Annotated in this window: 20 protein-coding genes; 11 read left to right on the forward strand and 9 right to left on the reverse strand. The window is 62.1% G+C overall.

The features are described 5' to 3' along the window. Positions 1 to 53: 53 nt before the first annotated feature. Both KSS96_RS12735 and KSS96_RS12740 read right to left on the reverse strand, forming a co-directional pair. Positions 54 to 608 (reverse strand): DcrB/PsbP domain-containing protein, encoded by a 555-nt coding sequence (locus tag KSS96_RS12735; protein WP_065877917.1) that lies wholly within the window; start codon positions 606 to 608, stop codon positions 54 to 56. A 73-nt stretch (positions 609 to 681) separates the two neighbouring features. Further along, positions 682 to 2,490: a monovalent cation:proton antiporter-2 (CPA2) family protein gene (locus KSS96_RS12740; protein WP_017530257.1), complete on the reverse strand. Its 1,809-nt coding sequence runs from the start codon at positions 2,488 to 2,490 to the stop codon at positions 682 to 684. A 229-nt stretch (positions 2,491 to 2,719) separates the two neighbouring features. Between KSS96_RS12740 and KSS96_RS12745 the strand changes: the two genes are divergently transcribed. Both KSS96_RS12745 and KSS96_RS12750 read left to right on the forward strand, forming a co-directional pair. Further along, entirely contained in the window at positions 2,720 to 4,270 is a 1,551-nt protein-coding gene (locus tag KSS96_RS12745; RefSeq protein WP_068933689.1) for a DUF726 domain-containing protein, read from the forward strand. Positions 4,271 to 4,311: 41 nt separating this feature from the next. Further along, positions 4,312 to 5,631, forward strand: a complete 1,320-nt coding sequence (locus tag KSS96_RS12750; protein ID WP_017530259.1) for an Nramp family divalent metal transporter — start codon at positions 4,312 to 4,314, stop codon at positions 5,629 to 5,631. 115 nt (positions 5,632 to 5,746) lie between these two features. On the opposite strand, the gene KSS96_RS12755 is transcribed toward KSS96_RS12750, so the two are convergent. After that, complete coding sequence (locus KSS96_RS12755; protein WP_017530260.1) at positions 5,747 to 6,679, reverse strand: LysR family transcriptional regulator; 933 nt, start codon at positions 6,677 to 6,679, stop codon at positions 5,747 to 5,749. Positions 6,680 to 6,797: 118 nt separating this feature from the next. Between KSS96_RS12755 and KSS96_RS12760 the strand changes: the two genes are divergently transcribed. From KSS96_RS12760 to KSS96_RS12770, 3 genes are all read left to right on the forward strand, one after another. Further along, a complete protein-coding gene (locus KSS96_RS12760) occupies positions 6,798 to 7,286 on the forward strand; it encodes a DMT family transporter (protein WP_116079726.1) in 489 nt (162 codons plus the stop codon). 4 nt (positions 7,287 to 7,290) lie between these two features. Next, positions 7,291 to 7,743, forward strand: coding sequence for a DMT family transporter (locus KSS96_RS12765; RefSeq protein ID WP_017530262.1), 453 nt, complete (start codon positions 7,291 to 7,293; stop codon positions 7,741 to 7,743). 89 nt (positions 7,744 to 7,832) lie between these two features. Beyond that, positions 7,833 to 8,003 (forward strand): metallothionein, encoded by a 171-nt coding sequence (locus tag KSS96_RS12770; RefSeq protein WP_017530263.1) that lies wholly within the window; start codon positions 7,833 to 7,835, stop codon positions 8,001 to 8,003. Between the two features lie 52 nt (positions 8,004 to 8,055). Here KSS96_RS12770 and KSS96_RS12775 read toward each other — a convergent pair whose 3' ends face one another. Further along, complete coding sequence (locus KSS96_RS12775; protein WP_017530264.1) at positions 8,056 to 8,328, reverse strand: hypothetical protein; 273 nt, start codon at positions 8,326 to 8,328, stop codon at positions 8,056 to 8,058. Positions 8,329 to 8,344: 16 nt separating this feature from the next. Beyond that, the gene (locus KSS96_RS12780; protein WP_017530265.1) at positions 8,345 to 8,587 is read right to left on the reverse strand and encodes a DUF6555 family protein; all 243 of its coding nucleotides are present in this window, start codon (positions 8,585 to 8,587) and stop codon (positions 8,345 to 8,347) included. Between the two features lie 116 nt (positions 8,588 to 8,703). Between KSS96_RS12780 and KSS96_RS12785 the strand changes: the two genes are divergently transcribed. From KSS96_RS12785 to KSS96_RS12795, 3 genes are all read left to right on the forward strand, one after another. Continuing rightward, complete coding sequence (locus KSS96_RS12785) at positions 8,704 to 9,468, forward strand: AraC family transcriptional regulator (protein WP_026067451.1); 765 nt, start codon at positions 8,704 to 8,706, stop codon at positions 9,466 to 9,468. Between the two features lie 88 nt (positions 9,469 to 9,556). After that, on the forward strand, positions 9,557 to 9,730 hold the full coding sequence (locus KSS96_RS12790; RefSeq protein WP_017530267.1) for a DUF1427 family protein: 174 nt from the start codon (positions 9,557 to 9,559) through the stop codon (positions 9,728 to 9,730). 28 nt (positions 9,731 to 9,758) lie between these two features. Next, a complete protein-coding gene (locus KSS96_RS12795) occupies positions 9,759 to 10,718 on the forward strand; it encodes a quinone oxidoreductase family protein (protein ID WP_017530268.1) in 960 nt (319 codons plus the stop codon). A gap of 51 nt (positions 10,719 to 10,769) precedes the next feature. Here KSS96_RS12795 and KSS96_RS12800 read toward each other — a convergent pair whose 3' ends face one another. The 3 genes from KSS96_RS12800 to KSS96_RS12810 all read right to left on the reverse strand — a co-directional run bounded on the left by KSS96_RS12800 (position 10,770) and on the right by KSS96_RS12810 (position 13,851). Continuing rightward, positions 10,770 to 11,795: a purine-nucleoside phosphorylase gene (locus KSS96_RS12800; RefSeq protein ID WP_065877925.1), complete on the reverse strand. Its 1,026-nt coding sequence runs from the start codon at positions 11,793 to 11,795 to the stop codon at positions 10,770 to 10,772. 14 nt (positions 11,796 to 11,809) lie between these two features. Beyond that, positions 11,810 to 12,757: a nucleoside-specific channel-forming protein Tsx gene (locus KSS96_RS12805; RefSeq protein ID WP_017530270.1), complete on the reverse strand. Its 948-nt coding sequence runs from the start codon at positions 12,755 to 12,757 to the stop codon at positions 11,810 to 11,812. Positions 12,758 to 12,912: 155 nt separating this feature from the next. Next, positions 12,913 to 13,851, reverse strand: a complete 939-nt coding sequence (locus tag KSS96_RS12810) for an AraC family transcriptional regulator (RefSeq protein WP_116079730.1) — start codon at positions 13,849 to 13,851, stop codon at positions 12,913 to 12,915. A gap of 208 nt (positions 13,852 to 14,059) precedes the next feature. Here KSS96_RS12810 and KSS96_RS12815 point away from each other — a divergent pair, with 208 nt between their 5' ends. Together KSS96_RS12815 and KSS96_RS12820 are read left to right on the forward strand one after the other, a co-directional pair. Next, on the forward strand, positions 14,060 to 15,385 hold the full coding sequence (locus KSS96_RS12815) for an ABC transporter substrate-binding protein (RefSeq protein WP_065877929.1): 1,326 nt from the start codon (positions 14,060 to 14,062) through the stop codon (positions 15,383 to 15,385). A gap of 18 nt (positions 15,386 to 15,403) precedes the next feature. Further along, entirely contained in the window at positions 15,404 to 16,177 is a 774-nt protein-coding gene (locus KSS96_RS12820; RefSeq protein WP_065877931.1) for an L-iditol 2-dehydrogenase, read from the forward strand. 32 nt (positions 16,178 to 16,209) lie between these two features. Here KSS96_RS12820 and KSS96_RS12825 read toward each other — a convergent pair whose 3' ends face one another. Continuing rightward, positions 16,210 to 16,902 (reverse strand): NUDIX hydrolase, encoded by a 693-nt coding sequence (locus KSS96_RS12825; protein ID WP_017530274.1) that lies wholly within the window; start codon positions 16,900 to 16,902, stop codon positions 16,210 to 16,212. 146 nt (positions 16,903 to 17,048) lie between these two features. Between KSS96_RS12825 and KSS96_RS12830 the strand changes: the two genes are divergently transcribed. Next, the gene (locus KSS96_RS12830) at positions 17,049 to 17,696 is read left to right on the forward strand and encodes a nicotinamidase (protein WP_116079732.1); all 648 of its coding nucleotides are present in this window, start codon (positions 17,049 to 17,051) and stop codon (positions 17,694 to 17,696) included. Positions 17,697 to 17,701 lie beyond the last annotated feature (5 nt).

The following is a 17,701-nucleotide window of genomic DNA, read 5'->3' on the forward strand; positions in this document are numbered from 1 at the left end:
GGGGGGCAAACCTGTGGCCCCCACATTGGCTATTCACTGTTGGGGCGATCGGGTTACTTATTGCCGGTGATTTGTTTCACCAGCGCCGCATGCCCCTTGGCATCATCGGCCCGCGAGATTGCCTGGATCACCACCAGTTGGTTGCCCGAACCACCGAGAAACGTGGAGTTCAGGGTTTTGCCGCCACCCTGGGTGGCGGTGCTGTCCACCTGGCGCAGGCCGAGGCCCTTGACGGTGAGTTTTTTCTCGGCCTGTTTTTTGAAGTCGGGCAGGGCGGCGCTCTGGTCCTTGACGAAACCGGCCACCGCGCCATCGAGGAACTGCGGGTCGTTGTCGCCGATCTTGACCCCGTCTTTACGCACGGTTTCGGCGACGATCACTACACTTTTTGTGGTCTGGCTGGCGTACATCGTGCCCTGGGTGTCGGCGGTGCCATCCTCGGCCTTGCCGGCCGGCAGGGTGTCGGCGGTGTAGGCCTTGGGCAGAGTGAACGTGAACTTGCCGCCCAGGGTGGAGACGGTCTGGGTGGTCGGTTTGGCGGCGGCGAACACGCTGCCGGCGGTTAGCGCAAGGGCCAGCAGGGCAGCGGTCTTGGTGAAGGTGGCCATGAAGCGCTCCAAGGGATGAACGAGATTGCGGAGCATTCTGTCAGAAAATTCGCAATATCGTTCATCCGCAGCGTCACACCTTGTCGGACTCTTCCTCAAGTCTGTCCATTTCAAATAGCCGCGCCAGTTCCGCACGGGCTTCCTGGGCGGTTTGCATGACTTTGGCCGCGTCGTCGTACACCGCGTGCTGGGCGGCGAGTACTTGCAGGTCGTGGTTCTTGAAGCGGTTGATGCGTGCATCGGCCTGGGCCTGGCTCAACCCCAGGCCCACCAGGGTGCGGCGGCTCATTTCCAGGCTGGAGTAGAAGGTTTCGCGAACCGGCGAGGCGTCCAGGTCCACCAGGCGGTGTACGTGCTGGCGGTTACGGGCGCGGGCGATGATCTTCATGTGCGGGTAGAGGTTGCGCACCAGTTCCGCGGTCTTGATGTTGATCTCCGGGTCGTCCATGGCGATCACAAAGAACTCGGCCTGGTCGACCTTGGCCGCGTGCAGGATCTCGGGGCGTTGCGGGTCACCGTAAAACACCGGCATGCCGCCGAAGCTGCGGGTCAACTCGATGGTTTCCACCGAGGTATCGAGGGCGATGAACGAGATGTTCTGGGCGCGCAGGATCCGCGCGACGATCTGGCCCATGCGGCCCATGCCGGCGATCACCACGCGCGGCGCGTCGCTTTCGATGGCGCGATATTCCTCGGGCACTTCCACTGCTTTGACCTTGGGCTTGAACAACTTCGGGCACACCAGCAACAGCAGCGGCGTGACCGCCATGGACAGGGTAATGGTCAGCACGAGGATGTCGTAGAGGTGGGGTTCGAACAGGCCCTGGTCACGGCCGATCTTGAACACGACAAAGGCGAACTCACCGCCGGCGGCCAGCACTACGCCAAGGCGCAGGGCGCTTTCGCGGTTGAGGTCGCCCACCAGCCGGCCCACGGCATAGAGCAGCGGCAGCTTGAGGCCGATCAGCAGCAGGGTCAGGCCGATCACCACCAGCGGTGAACTGATCAGCAGGCTGAGGTTGGCGCCCATGCCCACACTGATAAAGAACAGCCCCAACAGCAGGCCCTTGAACGGTTCGATCTGGGATTCCAGTTCATGGCGGTACTCCGAATCCGCCAGCAGCAGGCCGGCAAGGAAGGCGCCGAGGGCCATGGACACTCCCACCAGCTCCATCAGCCAGGCCGTCCCGATCACCACCAGCAAGGCGGTGGCCGTGGACACTTCCCGCAGCCCGGTCTTGGCGACGATGCGAAACACCGGGCGCAGCAGGTAACGCCCGCCGATGATCACCACGGCGATGCTGCCGAGGATCTGTAGCACGTGCTGCACGCCTTCGGCTTCGGTGGTGGGGTGATCACTGCCGGCCAGCAGCGGCACCATGGCGATCAGCGGGATCGCGGCGATGTCCTGAAACAGCAGAATCGCAAAGGCCAGCCGGCCGTGGGGCTGGTTCAGCTCCTTGCGCTCGGCCAGGCTTTGCAGGCCAAACGCCGTGGACGACAGCGCCAGGCCCAGGCCCAGCACGATGGCGCTGTTCCAGGCCTGGCCAAATACCCAAAGCGCCACCGCACCCATCACCACCCCGGTCAACAGCACCTGGGCCAGGCCGACACCGAACACCGCCTTGCGCATCACCCATAAACGCTTGGGCGACAGCTCCAGGCCGATGATGAACAGCAGCAACACCACCCCCAGCTCAGAGAACTGCGCGACACTTTGCGGGTTGCCGATCAGGCCCAGTACCGAGGGGCCGATGATCACACCGGCGAACAGATAACCGAGCACCGCGCCCAGTTGCAGGCGCTTGGCCAGCGGCACGGTGAGCACAGCGGCGAGCAGGAACACCACCGCTGCTTGTAACAGGTTGCCTTCATGGGGCATTGCGAACTCCAGGATCTTTAAAGCCAATCAACAGGTGCGTATTAGAGCGCTTTTTACATTTCGAAAATTGTGTTTTTGCGGCATGTCGGGGGATGCCTCGCCATTTCTATGGGCTGATGGCGCTTATTGAGCCTCTTCAGGCGCCAGGACCCGCGCCGGTCAGGATTCACCGTCCTGTCGCTCACCCTTTGTTACTATCGCTGCCCCCGTCACCAGGAGTCACCGCCCCATGCAACGCCAGTGGGATGAAATGCACCGCACCCGCAAACCCACGTTCGTACTGTGTGGCGAGCCCCGGGGCGATGTGCTCAATCTCTATGTCCATGGTTATTCGGCGTTCTTCAATCGCCAGCAACTGGGCAATTTCAAGGCGCAACTGGCGAGTATCGAAGGCTCCACCAACCTGATGCTGTTCTGGCCGGCGGGGCACTTTCTGGAAAACCTGTTTGCGCCCTTCAAGGAGGTGATCGCCGCGATGCTCGGCGGCGGCGTGGGCGCAGCCACCGTGGGGGTGGGCAAGGCGATCGCGTATTTTCTTGATCACTACAAAAGTGTCGAGGCTCGGGTGGACGAGGTGGCCGGCAGCTTACTGCCGGAACTGGCCGCCTACCTGCACGGTGAGTCGCTGCAGGTGCGGCGCATCAACCTGATCGGCCATTCCCTGGGCGCGCGGATTCTGGTCAAGAGCCTGCTGGCCAGCCCCGAAACCGCACGGGAGCTGCCGTTGGACAACCTGCTGCTGATGGGCGGGGCGATTTGTACGTCGAGCCCTTGGGATGAAGTGGCGGCACCGCTCAAGGGGCGGGTGATCAACTGCCATTCCAGCAAGGATTGGGCCCTGGCCCTGAAACCCGATACCGAGCGCTGTATAGGCCGTTATGCCATCCCGCTGACGCCGGCGCTGAAGACCAAGGTCAGCAATGTGCATTTGGCCAGCTTCGACCACGCCGCCTACTGGCCGCAGTTGCAAACGGTGGTGCAGTACACCGACCTGTTGCAGGAGCGGCGCGGCCTGATCCGCTCCGACCAGCGCAGCGCCGAGGTGCGTTTTGCCGAGGAGGACGCAGACTTGTTCCCGGCCCTGGTGCGGGCGCGGCCGGAGGAACTGAAGTTCCTGGCCGAGTTGATGGCGCAAAAACGCAGCGCGTCGATTGATGCCGGCGTGCGCGAGCCGCTCAAGTTGGCCATCGAGTTACAGCGCATGGGCGGTGACAGCTTTATGAACCTGGCCCGTGGCCATGGCGTGGGTTATCGCCAGATCGCCGAAGCCGTGGCGCGACGCCTGGGCATCAGGTTTGAGCAGCCGCTTGACAGTGTGGTGCTGGCAGACATTGAAGCTCAGGTGGCCGAAACACTCATCGAGCAGTACAAGGACAAGCTCAGCAACGCCGATCGGCAGGTATTCGACGCCGAGCTCCGGGCCGCCGCGCAAAAAGAGCAGGGCGTGTTCCATCGCATCGACGTGAGCCGTACGGCCACTACCGCGTTGAGCGGTACGGCATTGGCCGGGTTGACCGGGTTTATCCTGCGCCGGGGCGCGGCCACGGCTATTCCAGTGGTGGGCCAGGCGTTGGCGGCGGCCATGCTGTTGGTGAGCGGTGTACGGGCGTTTTCCGGCCCGGCCTATTCGATCACTACCCTGGCGGTGCTGGTGATCGGGGTGATTCGCCAGCGCATGGAGCGTGAAGCGCTGAACCAGGAGATGGACTTGGTGGTGCAGGTGGTGGAGGCGTTTGACTTGCCCCGTGACACGGTGATGCGCACGGTTGCATCCGACTGATAAGCTGCGCGCCTGTTTAGTGTGTTTGCCTGGGATACCGCGTGAAATTCAGCCTGCCGAAAATCGCTACCGCCCCGTTCTGCCCGCCGGAAGTGGCCGGTTCTGTCGCCGTCGACCCCAAGGCTTCGTTCTTCAAGCGCATCCTCATGTTTGCGGGCCCCGGCCTGCTGGTGTCCATCGGCTATATGGACCCCGGCAACTGGGCCACCGCTATCGAAGCCGGCTCGCGCTACGGCTACAGCCTGTTGTTTGTGGTACTGCTCGCCAGCTTGGCGGGGATGGCGGTGCAGTGCCTGTGCTCGCGGCTGGGCATCGCCACCGGCAAGGACTTGGCGCAACTGTGCCGCGAGCGCTACAGCAAGCGCTCGGCCCGCACCCAATGGGCGCTGGCGGAGATCTCCATCATTGCCACCGACCTGGCCGAAGTGCTCGGTTGCGCCCTGGCGTTTCACCTGCTGCTGGGGGTTTCGCTGACCACCGGCATTGTGATCACGGCGTTCGATACGTTGTTGGTGCTGGCCCTGCAAAACCGCGGTTTTCGTCGCCTGGAAGCGATCATGCTGGCGTTGGTGGCAACCATCGGCGTGTGTTTTTTTATTGAACTGGCGTTGATCAAGCCTTACTGGCCCGACGTGTTCAGCGGCTTCGCGCCGTCGCTGTCAGCCATCAGCGATGCCGCACCGCTGTACCTGGCCATCGGTATCCTGGGTGCCACGGTGATGCCCCATAACCTCTATTTGCACAGCTCGGTGGTGCAGACCCGCCTGATCGGCAAAGACCTGGCCAGCAAACAGGACGCGGTCAAACTGGCGCGTATCGACACCATCGGCTCCCTGGCCTTGGCCTTGTTGGTCAACGCCGCGATCCTGGTACTGGCCGCCGCTGCTTTCCACAAGACCGGGCATACCGACGTGGTGGAAATCCAGGACGCCTACCACCTGCTTGACCCCTTGGTAGGAGGGGCATTTGCCAGCATCCTGTTCGGTATCGCCTTGCTGGCGTCCGGGCAAAGCTCGACGTTTACCGGCACCATCGCCGGGCAAGTGATCATGGAAGGCTACCTGAACCTGCGCATTCCCTGCTGGCAACGCCGCCTGATCACCCGTGGGCTGGCGCTGATCCCGGCATTTCTGGGCGTGTGGCTGATGGGCGATGACGCGATCGGCAAGTTGCTGATCCTGAGCCAGGTGGTGCTCAGCCTGCAGTTGCCGTTTGCCCTGTACCCGCTGATCCGCATGACCGGCGACAAACAGCTGATGGGCGCGTTCGTCAATCGGCTTCCTACCAAGGCGTTGGTGTGGTTGCTGTTTGCGGTGATCAGTGGGGCGAATGGGTGGTTGATAGGGCAGTGGCTGTTCTGATCGAACAGTGGGGCCTCACGGATTTGGTAGTTTGACCGAGTGTTTTTGCTTCACCCCAGGGCACGGTCATCAGGTGGCTTGCGCCCTGTTTTGGCCAGGCGACGATGAGATTCGCTTACCGATCCCAATACGGGACCGTCCCAAAACACGCCACAAAGTAGTCAATCACGGTCCTGACCTTCAGCGACAAGCGCCGGCTCCCCGGCCACAACGCCGCGATCTGCTGCGGCTCCAGCGTGGTTGCCACCTGATAGTCGGTCAGTACCGCTTGCAAGGTGCCGGCACGCAGGCTGTCACCGATCAGCCAGGATGGAAACACCACCAGGCCCAGACCCTGTTCGGCGGCGTGGGTGAGGGTGTCGGCATGGTTACCGGTGATCGGGCCTGTGACGCTGTAAGGCGTCCAGTTGCCCTGGTCGCGGCGCAAGAACCAGCGCTCCTGGCCGTTGACGCCTTTGTAGGCCAGGCATTGATGGTTGGCCAGTTCGTCTGGGTGCGTGGGCGTGCCATGTTTTGCCAGGTAGGCGGGGCTGGCGGCGATGCGGAAACGCTGGGGCGCAAAAATACGCGCCTGCATGCTGGAATCATTGAGCACGCCGATGCGAAATAGCAGGTCGGTGCCGTCTTGCAACGGGTCGACGAAGGTGTCGGTTTGCTGGATATCCAGTTGCAGCTTCGGGTAGCGCCGACACAACTCGCCCAGCCAGGGCGAAAGATGGCGCTGGCCGAACACCATCGGCGCGTTGATGCGCACCAGCCCACTGGGTTCGCTGTCCTGTTCCTGCAACGCCTGGCTGGCGGCTTCCAGCTGTTCGAGCATCAAGCGTGCATGCCGCCCCAGTAAGCGCCCGGCTTCGGTGGGGCTGACGGCGCGGGTATGGCGATAGAGCAATTGCTGGCCGACGGCGTGTTCCATGAGTTGGATTTGCCGCGAAATCGAGGAGGGCGCCAGGCCCTCGCGGCGCGCCACTTCGGAAAAACTGCCGTGGTCCAACACCGCGACGAATAGGCGCAGCGCCTTGAAACTCAATTCATTCAAACCCTGCATCGTGGCTCCAGGCTGTGCGTTTTACGCAAAGGTGTTGTCGGCATGCTCCCATTTATCGCACAGGACCACCACCGGATAATGCGCGCCATCCAATTCTTTGTTGAAGCGCAGGTGATGTATGCGAGCCAGTTCTGTCGAGGGTGTGGCGCAAGCCGCGCCAAAAAATAACCTTCTGCGGTTGTTGTTACTGCCGCTGGTGATCCTGGCGGGCATGGGCTTGTCGGTCGAGGCCGGTTTGCTCGGGCCGCTGGGGGAGCAAGTGGGGCATTTGTGGGCAACCTTGAGCATCTTTGGCGTGGGCTCGGCGATTCTGGTCTTGCTGCTGCTGTTCAGCGGCCCGCAAAAAGGCCCGGCGCTCACTGAGCTGCCACGCTGGCAACTGATCGGCGGCTTGCTGGGGCCGATTTACGTGGTGGTGCTGACCCTGGCTACGCCGCACATCGGTATCGCCATGACCATGATCGCGATTCTGTCGGGGCAGGTGGGCAAGAGTGTGTTGATCGACCACTTCGGCTGGTTCGGCGCGGCGCGCAAGCGCGTCAACGGCGAGCGGTGGATTGCGCTGGCGTTGATTGTGGCGGCACTGGTTTTGATTGCACGAGGGTAAGCGGATGAATCTGATGATGTTATTGGTCGTGGTGGTGGCCGCCGGCGCGGTATTGAGCGTGCAAGCGGCCATCAACGGTCGCTTGGGCCAGACGGTCGGCGTGCTGCGCAGCAGCCTGGTGACCTTTGCGGTCGGCGCGCTGGTCACGGCGCTGTTGATTTTCTTCTTTGAACCGGCACAGGCAGTGAGTTTGCTCGACGTACCGAAATGGCAGCTGACGGGCGCGCTGTTTGGCGTGGTGTACATGATGGTGATGGTCGGTGCGGTGCCGGTGGTCGGTGCGGCGGTGGCGACCGTGGCAGTGATCACGGGGCAGTTGGCCATGGGCATGTTGATCGATAACTTCGGCTGGCTGGGCAATCCTGCCATCGAACTGTCCGGCAGCCGGTTGTTGGCGATGGCGTGCCTGGCGCTGGCGCTGGTGTTCATGTACCGCAGCAACACGCGCACCGACTGATGGTTTGAACGATCGGCGTGGGCCCGCAGTCATTGCTTAAGGTGCCGGCGCTCGCCGCACCGGGACGACCATGAAAGAGGAGTCTGAACATGCCAGATCAAACCTGTGCCTGCCCACACTGCAAATGCGTGCTGGGCGCCGACGCGGTCATGAAAGACGGTAAGGGTTATTGCTGCCAGGGCTGTGCGCAACACCATGCCCATGGCGAGCCTTGTGCTTCGGCCACGGGCTGCGAGTGCGCCAAGTCGGCTCATGGCTGAAAGCCAAAACCGTGTGGGGGCGTATGTGCTCCCACACGTTAGTGTGCCGCGGCTATTGGGTTTCCAGCTCAAGCCTCAGGCTGTGGTCCGACAGGCGTTGACGATCCTTGACGACCCCGCTGGTGCGACGGCCTTCGAGCGCAAACACCACGGTCTGCGCATCGTGCAAGTCTTCCGGCAACGGCTGGAACACCTTGACCACCAGCCAGCCGGGTCGTCGTTGCACGCTCACCTGGCATTCGACGTGCTTGGCCAATGGCCCAAACAGCGTGTCCTGGGTGTAGTCAATGCGCGCCTTGCCATTGAACAGTGCGGGTAAATTCATGCTGTTTTCTCCTTGATCACGCCTGGGCGCGCGCGTCCGAGCGGCGCCATTGCACGTTGGTGATGCCGAACTTTTCGGCCTGCTCCCGGCTGGTCTTCTTGACCTGCTCGCGAGCGAAGCGGCCGATACGCCCCACGCCGGCGTCGCAGCTCGCCCAATGCCAGGCTTCCAAGGCATCGAGCTTTTCCAGCCGGATAATGAATGACTTGGCTTCGCCATGAAGGGTGTAGTCGATTACAAACAGTTTTGCGTTATTCATTGGTCCATCAATCCTGTGGTGTAAACAAGTGATCCCCGGGGCCTGTAAAAATTCACTCGGATTGTCGAGCGGTCATCATTACCATGGTGGCCTGTCCCTCCAATGATGTGCGCCCTATGGCCCTGGCTGCGCCCCCCGATTTGAGTGATCACGCCGTCCCCGTGCAACCTTTGGCGCGAACCTATCCGCGTGGTTTGTATGTGGAGCGCCACAGCCACGACTGGGGCCAATTGCTGTATGCCATGAGCGGGGTGATGTGGGTCGAGACACCTCGCGAAGCCCTGGTGGTGCCACCCCAGCGCGCGGTATGGCTGCCGCCGGGGGTGGAGCATGGGATTCGCGTGGTCTCGGACCTGCAGATGCGCAATATCTACCTGCGCCCGGCCCTGGCGACGACGCTGGACAGCCAGGTGCAAGTGATCGAGGTGGGTGGGTTGCTGCGCGAGCTGATCGTCACGCTGGTGGAGGAGGGGGACGGCGACGATGCGACGTACTACGACGCGGTGGTCGGCCTGGCCCTGTTGGCGTTGCAACGGGCGCGGCGTTCACAGATCCGCATCGCCATGCCGCCGGACACCGACCGTCGTCTGGTCAGTGCATGCCAGGCGGTCATGGCCGCGCCGTCCCTGGATATCCCGTTCGAACAGCACGCCGAAACGGCCGGTGCCAGCGTGCGCACCTTGGCGCGGCTGTTTCAGAGCCACCTGGGCATGGGGTTCGCCGAATGGCGCCGCCAGGTGCAACTGGCCACGGCGGCGGCCGAGTTGATCCAGGGCCGGCCGGTCAACGGTATTGCCCGCTCCCTGGGCTATTCACCGAGCAGTTTCAGCGACATGTTCCGCCGTGAACTGGGTGTTGCGCCTTCGCAGTACACCGGCTGAGGTTTGGCCGAAAGGCTGAAGCAGTTGGCCGATGGCGATACGCGGGGCTGCTTAGACTAAGCCCATCCACCCACACGGCGTTGCCCCCATGAATTACCTGATTTCCCTCGCCATCGGCCTGTTGGTCGGCGTGATCTACGGTGCCCTGGATTTCCGCTCACCCGCACCGCCCGCCATCGCCCTGGTGGGCCTGACGGGCATGCTGCTCGGCGAAAAACTGTGGCCCATGGGGCGGCAGCTGGTCAGCGGTTGGTTGTCTTGACTCCTTTTTCCTGCGATGGATGTTGCCCATGAAAGCCCTGCAATTTTCCGCCACCGGCGACCTCGCCGCGCTGAGCCTTGTCGACGTTGAAACCCCGGTGCCGGCTGCCGGCGAAGTGCTGGTCCGGATCAAGGCGGCGGGCCTGAACCCCAGTGACGTCAAGAACGTGCTCGGTCGCTTCCCCTACACCACGCTGCCACGTATTCCCGGCCGGGATTTCGCCGGTGTGGTCGTTGAAGGCCCGCAGGCGCTGCTGGGTCGGGACGTTTGGGGTACCGGCCGCGATCTGGGTTTTTTCGCCGACGGCTCCCACGCCCAATACCTCAGGGTGTCGGCCAAGGGGGTGGCGCATAAGCCCACGCATCTGAGCTTTGCCCAGGCCGCCAGCCTCGGCGTGCCGTACACCACCGCGTGGGACGCGCTGGAGCGCAGCGGTGTGGGCAAGGGCACGCGGTTGCTGGTGATCGGCGCGAACGGTGCCGTGGGCAGTGCGGCGCTGGCCTTGGCGAAGATCCGCGGTGCCCAGGTGCTGGCGGCGGTGCGCAAAGCCGATCAGGCCGAGGCATTGCAGGCGCAAGGTATGCAGGCGATTGTGCTGGGCGAGCCGCAAGGTTTGGGCGCGCAGGTCAATGCCGTATACCAGGGCGGCGCCGACGTGATCTTCGACACCACGGGTTTCTGGCTGCCCGCCGCCGTCGCAGGCCTGGCACCGTTCGGTCGCATCGCGATCATCGCGGCCCCGGTGGACGGCCACGTGCAGTTGCCGGCCCTGGCGCTGTACCGCAAGGGCGGGTCGGTGGTGGGCATCAATTCATTGCTTTATAACTGCGAGCAATGCGCAGTGATGCTGGAGCAGTTCGGGCGCTTTTTCGATGAAGGTTCGCTGCCGTTGCCGACGGGATTGCGTGAAGTGGCGCTGGTGGACGGCGTGCGCAGTTACCAGGAAGTCAACGGCGGCAGTGTGGATAAGATCATCTTCCTGCCGTGATACGAGCCAAGTGTGGGAGGGGCAAAACCCCCTTCCACAGCTTGATTTTGACTAGGCGTCGGGCACGCCTTTTTCCCAGGCCGACCAGTTCTTGAGGATCGCCTGTACCAGTGGGTTACCCGTGCGGTAGAGGTTTTCCAGCGCCGGTACAAACCCGCCCTGGTCCGCGTACTTCAACAGGTTATCCACTTCGCTGTAGCCTGGGTAAGGACGGTCGAAATCGGAACCCGCGCGCACCACGGCCAGGCGCTGGATATCCACCAAGCCTTCACGGCTGGCGCGCAGCAGCGCCTCGTAGGTGGAGTTGTCTTCCTGCTGGGTGGTGCAGTATTCGCCTTTGTTGTCCGTGAGTAATCGGGTCCAGACTTCGGCGCGTTCGCTCAGGCGCGTGCCGGAGAACCAGGTATTGCCCGCCAGCGTGTCGCAGCGGGTGACCTGCGGCGGTTGGTTGGCGGGGGCGGCGGGGTAGTGTTTGCGCCAGGCGGTCGATTCCTTGCTCTCTGTGAGTTCAACCTTGTGCGACAGGGCAAAGGCCTTGGCCTGCAGTTTGGGGTTGAGTTCGAACACTTCGGTCTTGTAGTCCAGCGGCGGCTTTTCGTTGGGGCCTTTGGTGTTGATGCCGATGTAACCGGTCGGCCATTCCTTGGGCGCATCGCGCGAGTCCAGCTCCCACTGAGTGCCGAACTCCACCAGGTAGTGCGCCCAGGCGGCGGTGCCGATCGTGCCGTGCTTGGGGTTGATGCCGGCGATTCCGGCGACCAGAAAGTAGCTCTGGCGCAGGTCGAAACTGGGCGACAAGGCCAGCGCCAGGGTAGATGCGGCGGCGTTGGTCTGGCCCATGCCGGTCACCAGCAGGCACACCTCTTGGGTGTTACAGCGGATCACCGGGTATTCGGCGGACAGGCCCGGCACGCGCACTTCCTGTTTGAGTTCCAGGCGATCGATCCAGGTTTGCGCCTCGGGGGCGAACATGGTGATCAGCATCACCTTGGGTTTGATCGGCGCGTTTTGGGCGAGCGCCACATGGGGTAGCAGGGCAAGGCCTGCGGCTATCGAGAGGTGGGTAAAGGTATTCATCTAAAGCTCCTTGATCAGAATTGATAGCCCACGCCGGCGTAATAACCCCAGCCGTCTGAGCGCGCGCGGAAGTTGCCTTCGCCGAAATTCAACTCGCTGCCATCCTCCCAATTGCCGCCGTTGTGGAAGTAACGGCCGACCAGCGTGAAGCGCAGGTGGGTGAAGGAATACAGCAGCACGTTGGTCGCCACGGTGGAGTTGGCGGTGCGTGCCGGGTTGTCCTTGTGCAGGTTTGAGCCGAAATCGTGGTTGGTGAAGCCGATGTACGTCAACGAGGCGCCGTTGTCGAACGAGGCGATGGGCACGATGTACTTCATCTGCGCGCGGTAGCCGTCCCAGGAATATTCGTTGCTGGCGCCGTAGTTCTCCCACTGGTAACGCCCGTAGAAGTTGGCCGACAAGTTGACCCGCGAGTGGGTGTCGATATCGGTACCCAGGCCGCTGTACAGGGTGTTGGCGCGGTTTTGCTTATTGCTGCCGTGGTCGTAGATCCAGTCGAATGCCACGTACCATTCTTTGAACGGGCCGATGGCCAGGCTGCGACCGGCCAGGTAATCGATGGAAATACGCGGTTCATGCTCCATGAACACCGGCGAGCCATGGTCCCATGCACCTTTGTCATTGCTGTTACCGATGCCGAGGATCTTAGGCACGTCAATGTAGCCGTACAGCTCGAAGGGGCCCTTGCGGCCGAAGTACTCGTATTCCAGGTAGACATCGTCCTGCGGCTTGGGGCCGAAGCTGATGTCTTTGCTGCCGATCAGCGTCAGGTCCTGGTTGAACCACTCCGACAGATAGACGTTTTTTTTCGCCGGGGTGGCTTCAGGGGCCAGGGTTTCGCCCTGTGCTGAGTCATTGGAGGGGGATTCCTGCGCCAAAATGGGTGCGCTGAGTACTCCCGTAACGGCGGCCAGTAGCAAGGAAACACCAAAGCAAGCACGAGGCCTTGAGGTGAAGTGCATTGAAAATCCCTATTCGTACGCGATGTGAACCCGCTTCTGCGAGTGGTGGCGAACTTGGCGAGCAAGCTCTTATCGCAAACGTTTGCACACGCTGTACCAACTTTACTCAACAGCTTGAATGAGCTGACAAAAAGCCGGATTAGTCGACCTTTCGATCAGAAATGACTGGGTGTCATTTGTTCGCTGCGATTGAACAGGTGCATGGCGGTTTCACGGCGATATTCGCTCGGTGTCTGGTTCATCTCGATACGAAAGTGCCGGTTGAAGTTGGACAGGTTCGCGTAGCCCACTTCAAAACAGATATCGGCCACTGACATATCGCTTTGCAGCAACAGCCGGCAGGCGCGCTGCACGCGGAATTTGCGCATCAGGTCAATAAAGCCGTGGCCGGTGTTGCGCTTGAAAAACCGCGAGAAGCCTGGTTCGCTCATCTGCAGTTGCTGGGCGATCACCGACAGGCGCAGGTCGCCGGTGAGTTCGCGCATGAGGTAGTCGAAGGCCTTGTTGATGCGTTCGGCGCTGCGTGCGTCGAGCGTGGGCGCATAGCAGGGGCTGGCCAGGGGCTTGGTGTGTGCAGGGGGCGCGTTTTTCAGTGTGTCGAGCAGTTGCAGGAACAGGATCAGCCGCTGCAGGCCATGGGCGCGGCCGATGTCTTCCATCAAGCGGGCGGCTTCTAGCGCGGTGGCGCCGCTGAACTCCAGGCCGCGCCGCGCCTGCTCGAACAGCGCTTGCAGATCGCCCAGTTCCGGCAGGGTCTTGCGCAGGGCGAGGAGGGCGGCGCCGTCGAACTGCAGCACCACATCGCGTCCGCTCAGATGTTCGCCGGGCGCCAGTTCGCCGATCCAATCGTGTGGCAGGTCCGGGCCGATCAACGCGACATGGCCGGCACCGAACGCGCCGATATAGTCGCCCGCCACCAACTTGCCGCTGCCCTGGCGGATCAGGTGGATCTCAAATTCGGGGTGGTGGTTCCAGCGCGCCAGGTCGTAGGGGTAATCATGCTCGAACCAGCGGAAGCAGTGATCCGGCTCCGGCAGGATCACTTCGAGTTCGGCGGGGCGGTGTTCAAACAGTTGGGCGCGGCTAACGGGCATGGTGCTGTCGGTTTTTTATTGGATTGCCCTAAAAATACGCGCCCCAGGCCTTCAGGCGCTACCCTCGATGTTGTCCGGCACTGGTACTTTTTTGATCCTGGGGGCGTGGTTAAAAAAGTATCACCTGGGCATCCGCCATTCGTTTGTGAGGGGTTGGCCAAGCTGCTGTAATCGGCGCTCACAACAAAAACAACAGGTGGAAACCGCCATGCTCCCGAAGTGTAAAGCCACGTTCCCCACAGCACTGTGCCTGCTCTGCGGCCTGGCCTTGGCCCTGCCCAGTCATGCCGCCGAGACCGTGACCATCGCCACGGTCAACAACAGCGACATGATCCGCATGCAGCGCCTGTCCAAGGTGTTCGAGCAGCAGCACCCGCAGATCAAGCTCAACTGGGTGGTGCTCGAAGAAAACGTGCTGCGCCAACGCCTGACCACCGACATTGCCACCCAGGGCGGCCAATTCGACGTGCTGACCATCGGCACTTACGAAACCCCGCTGTGGGGTACCAAGCAATGGCTGGAACCGCTGAGCCAGCTGCCGGCCGATTACGACGTCGAGGATATTTTCCCCTCGGTACGCCAGGGGCTGTCGGTCAATAACACGCTCTACGCCCTGCCGTTCTACGGTGAAAGCACCGTCACCTATTACCGCACCGATCTGTTCAAAAATGCCGGCCTGAGCATGCCCGCGCACCCCACCTGGACCCAACTCGGCGAGTTCGCCGCCCAGCTCACGGCTAAGGATAAGGGCGAATACGGCATGTGCCTGCGCGGCAAGGCCGGCTGGGGCGAAAACATCGCGCTGTTGAGCACCATGGCCAACGCCTTTGGTGCGCGTTGGTTCGATGAACAGTGGAAGCCCGAGCTGACCAGCCCCGAGTGGACCGCCGCCGCCAACTTCTACGTCAATACCCTCAAGCAATATGGCCCGCCGGGCGTGTCCAGCAATGGTTTCAATGAGACCCTGGCACTGTTCAACAGCGGCAAATGCGCCATTTGGGTGGATGCCAGCGTCGCCGGCTCCTTTACCACGGATGCCAGCCAGAGCAAGGTGGCCGACCGTGTCGGTTTCGCCGCCGCGCCCACAGAAGTTACGGACAAAGGGTCCTCCTGGCTCTACGCGTGGTCCCTGGCGATCCCGGCCACCTCCAAGCACAAGGACGCCGCCAAGGCCTTTATCACCTGGGCCACGTCCAAGGCCTACATTCAACTGGTCGCCGACACAGACGGCCTCACTAACGTACCGCCCGGCACGCGCCAGTCCACTTACAGCGACGCCTACTTGAACGCCGCGCCGTTCGCCCAGGTGACCCTGCAAATGATGAAGCACGCCGACCCCGCGCACCCGTCGGTCAAGCCGGTACCGTACGTGGGCATCCAGTACGTGACCATCCCCGAGTTCCAGGCCATCGGCACCTCGGTCGGCAAGTTGTTCTCGGCGGCGCTGACCGGTGGCATGACGGTTGATCAGGCGTTGATGCAGGCGCAATCGACCACAGAGCGCGAAATGAAACGCGCCGGATACCCGAAGTGATTGTTACAGGACATCCTCATGAAACGACTTGAAGGTAAAAGTGCGCTGATCACCGGATCGGCGCGCGGGATCGGCCGCGCGTTTGCCCAGGCATATATCGCCGAAGGCGCCACCGTCGCCATCGCCGATATCAACCTGCAACGCGCCCGGCAAACGGCTGCCGAACTGGGGCCACAGGCCTACGCGGTGGAGATGGACGTCACCGACCAACTCTCCATCGATGCCGCGATGAGTGCCGTGGTGGCCCATGCCGGCAAGCTGGATATCCTGGTCAACAACGCGGCGCTGTTCGACCTGGCGCCCATCGTCGACATCACCCGCGACAGCTTCGAGCGGCTGTTCTCGATCAACGTCGCCGGCACATTGTTCACATTGCAGGCTGCGGCCCGGCAGATGCTCCACCAGGGCCACGGCGGCAAGATCATCAACATGGCCAGCCAGGCCGGGCGGCGTGGCGAGTCGTTGGTGGCGGTGTATTGCGCAACCAAGGCGGCGGTGATCAGCCTGACGCAATCGGCGGGGTTGAACCTGATCAAGCACGGGATCAACGTCAACGCCATCGCTCCCGGCGTGGTTGACGGTGAACATTGGGATGGGGTGGATGCGTTGTTCGCCCGGCATGAAGGGCTGGCGCCGGGGGAGAAGAAGAAACGGGTAGGCGCTGAGGTGCCGTTTGGGCGGATGGGGACGGCTGAAGACCTCACCGGCATGGCGATCTTCCTTGCTTCGAAAGAGGCTGATTATGTAGTGGCCCAGACGTACAACGTCGATGGCGGCAATTGGATGAACTAGCCCCCTCCCACAGCTGATCTGCATGAGCCTGACTATTCAGCAAAGCTGCGATCGAAGAAATAGACCTCACCGGGCTTCAGGCTTTCCAGCGTCGCCTGGGGCCTGCCGCCTTCACCCGGCTTTTTGCGCCCCGTCTCACGCAAATACCCCGCCTCGGTCAGCTTCAGCAACCGCTGGCGAATACTGGTCTTCAACACGGGCCGTGTAAGCACCAGGGAAAAAATCGCAGTCGCTTGCGGCGCACTGAATTCCTTGCCCAGAAACATCAGCGGCAAGCTGCTGTACAGCGACTTGGACAGCAGGCGTTCCTGCACGGCCGCCACGATCTGGTTGTGATCGAACGGCAGCTTGATACTGCCGTCCGCCACCGCATTCAGCGAAAACCAGGCCTGATGTTCAGCCAGGGTTACCTCATCCGCCACAATCGCCAGGTAATAAGTGGACGACGACCAGCATCGCGGGTCGCGAAACGCGTCGCCTACCGTGCCAACCTGCTCGCTCCAGGCCAGCTCCAGGCCGACTTTGTCACTGGCGCGCAACCGTTCCACGGCATCCTTGAGGCTCAGATCTTGCACGCCGCCATTGACCACCACACCCGGCAGCGCCCAATGCCCGGCGAAGGGCTCGGCGTCGCGTTTGTTCAGCAGCAGTTTGAGTTCGCCCGAGGTGCGGCAGTAAAACAGTACGCACAGGTCGACGGTGTGGAGATAGGCGCTAAGTGGCATGTGAAGTCCTTCCGAACGGCGGTGGGGCACAGTCTAGCGGATCGAACAGCGATGTCATGTACTTGCTCCAGCACAGGTAAATAAATGTTTCTTGCAATGAAAGTACATGACGTGTGCTTTTGTTTCCAGGCCATAGGAGAATCATCATGACCCTTGCGAAAACCGCCCTTGCTTCATTCGATGTTGATGCCCAAAAGAGCTTCACGCCGCTGTGCCCCAACGAGTTGCCTGTGGCCGGTGGCGACCAGATCGGCGCTGAACTCAATTACATGGCCAGCCTCGCCGGGCATCGCGTTGGTAGCAAAGACGCGCACACCCCGTATGCGCCCTGGGTGGTCACCCACCCGAGCGAGATGATGAAACCCACCGGCCTTGTGCATGCCGACCTCACCTGGGTCAGCCACTGCGTACCGGGTACCGACGGCTTTACCCTGCTCGATGAACTGCCCACGCCGTATGACTACGATTACTTCATCTGGAAAGGCGTCGAACCCGACCTTCACCCGTACGGCGCGTGCTACCACGACCTGCACGACAAACTGTCCACCGGCGTGATCGAGTACCTCAAGGCCCAAGGCGTGGTCCGCGTGCTTGTCGGTGGCCTGGCCCTGGACTATTGCGTCAAGACCACCGCCTTGCAGTTGCTCAAGGCCGGCCTGGAGGTCGTCCTGCACCTGCCGGCCTGCCGAGGTATCAGCGAGGAGGGCGGCGTACAGGCTGTCAATGAGTTGCTCAAGGCCGGTGCTGTGATCAGCAGCACCCGCGAAGAACTGGCCGCGATGGCCACGCGTTAAGGAGA

It is taken from the genome of Pseudomonas asgharzadehiana, from assembly GCF_019139815.1.
Taxonomy (GTDB): domain Bacteria; phylum Pseudomonadota; class Gammaproteobacteria; order Pseudomonadales; family Pseudomonadaceae; genus Aquipseudomonas; species Aquipseudomonas asgharzadehiana.

What these genes read in the sequence shown, in the direction of transcription:
- KSS96_RS12735 (WP_065877917.1), bottom strand. Translation starts at nt 608, where the DNA reads ATGGCCACCTTCACCAAGACCGCTGCCCTGCTGGCCCTTGCGCTAACC.
- KSS96_RS12740 (WP_017530257.1), bottom strand. Translation starts at nt 2,490, where the DNA reads ATGCCCCATGAAGGCAACCTGTTACAAGCAGCGGTGGTGTTCCTGCTC.
- KSS96_RS12745 (WP_068933689.1), top strand. Translation starts at nt 2,720, where the DNA reads ATGCAACGCCAGTGGGATGAAATGCACCGCACCCGCAAACCCACGTTC.
- KSS96_RS12755 (WP_017530260.1), bottom strand. Translation starts at nt 6,679, where the DNA reads ATGCAGGGTTTGAATGAATTGAGTTTCAAGGCGCTGCGCCTATTCGTC.
- KSS96_RS12760 (WP_116079726.1), top strand. Translation starts at nt 6,798, where the DNA reads ATGCGAGCCAGTTCTGTCGAGGGTGTGGCGCAAGCCGCGCCAAAAAAT.
- KSS96_RS12765 (WP_017530262.1), top strand. Translation starts at nt 7,291, where the DNA reads ATGAATCTGATGATGTTATTGGTCGTGGTGGTGGCCGCCGGCGCGGTA.
- KSS96_RS12770 (WP_017530263.1), top strand. Translation starts at nt 7,833, where the DNA reads ATGCCAGATCAAACCTGTGCCTGCCCACACTGCAAATGCGTGCTGGGC.
- KSS96_RS12775 (WP_017530264.1), bottom strand. Translation starts at nt 8,328, where the DNA reads ATGAATTTACCCGCACTGTTCAATGGCAAGGCGCGCATTGACTACACC.
- KSS96_RS12780 (WP_017530265.1), bottom strand. Translation starts at nt 8,587, where the DNA reads ATGAATAACGCAAAACTGTTTGTAATCGACTACACCCTTCATGGCGAA.
- KSS96_RS12785 (WP_026067451.1), top strand. Translation starts at nt 8,704, where the DNA reads ATGGCCCTGGCTGCGCCCCCCGATTTGAGTGATCACGCCGTCCCCGTG.
- KSS96_RS12790 (WP_017530267.1), top strand. Translation starts at nt 9,557, where the DNA reads ATGAATTACCTGATTTCCCTCGCCATCGGCCTGTTGGTCGGCGTGATC.
- KSS96_RS12795 (WP_017530268.1), top strand. Translation starts at nt 9,759, where the DNA reads ATGAAAGCCCTGCAATTTTCCGCCACCGGCGACCTCGCCGCGCTGAGC.
- KSS96_RS12800 (WP_065877925.1), bottom strand. Translation starts at nt 11,795, where the DNA reads ATGAATACCTTTACCCACCTCTCGATAGCCGCAGGCCTTGCCCTGCTA.
- KSS96_RS12805 (WP_017530270.1), bottom strand. Translation starts at nt 12,757, where the DNA reads ATGCACTTCACCTCAAGGCCTCGTGCTTGCTTTGGTGTTTCCTTGCTA.
- KSS96_RS12810 (WP_116079730.1), bottom strand. Translation starts at nt 13,851, where the DNA reads ATGCCCGTTAGCCGCGCCCAACTGTTTGAACACCGCCCCGCCGAACTC.
- KSS96_RS12815 (WP_065877929.1), top strand. Translation starts at nt 14,060, where the DNA reads ATGCTCCCGAAGTGTAAAGCCACGTTCCCCACAGCACTGTGCCTGCTC.
- KSS96_RS12820 (WP_065877931.1), top strand. Translation starts at nt 15,404, where the DNA reads ATGAAACGACTTGAAGGTAAAAGTGCGCTGATCACCGGATCGGCGCGC.
- KSS96_RS12825 (WP_017530274.1), bottom strand. Translation starts at nt 16,902, where the DNA reads ATGCCACTTAGCGCCTATCTCCACACCGTCGACCTGTGCGTACTGTTT.
- KSS96_RS12830 (WP_116079732.1), top strand. Translation starts at nt 17,049, where the DNA reads ATGACCCTTGCGAAAACCGCCCTTGCTTCATTCGATGTTGATGCCCAA.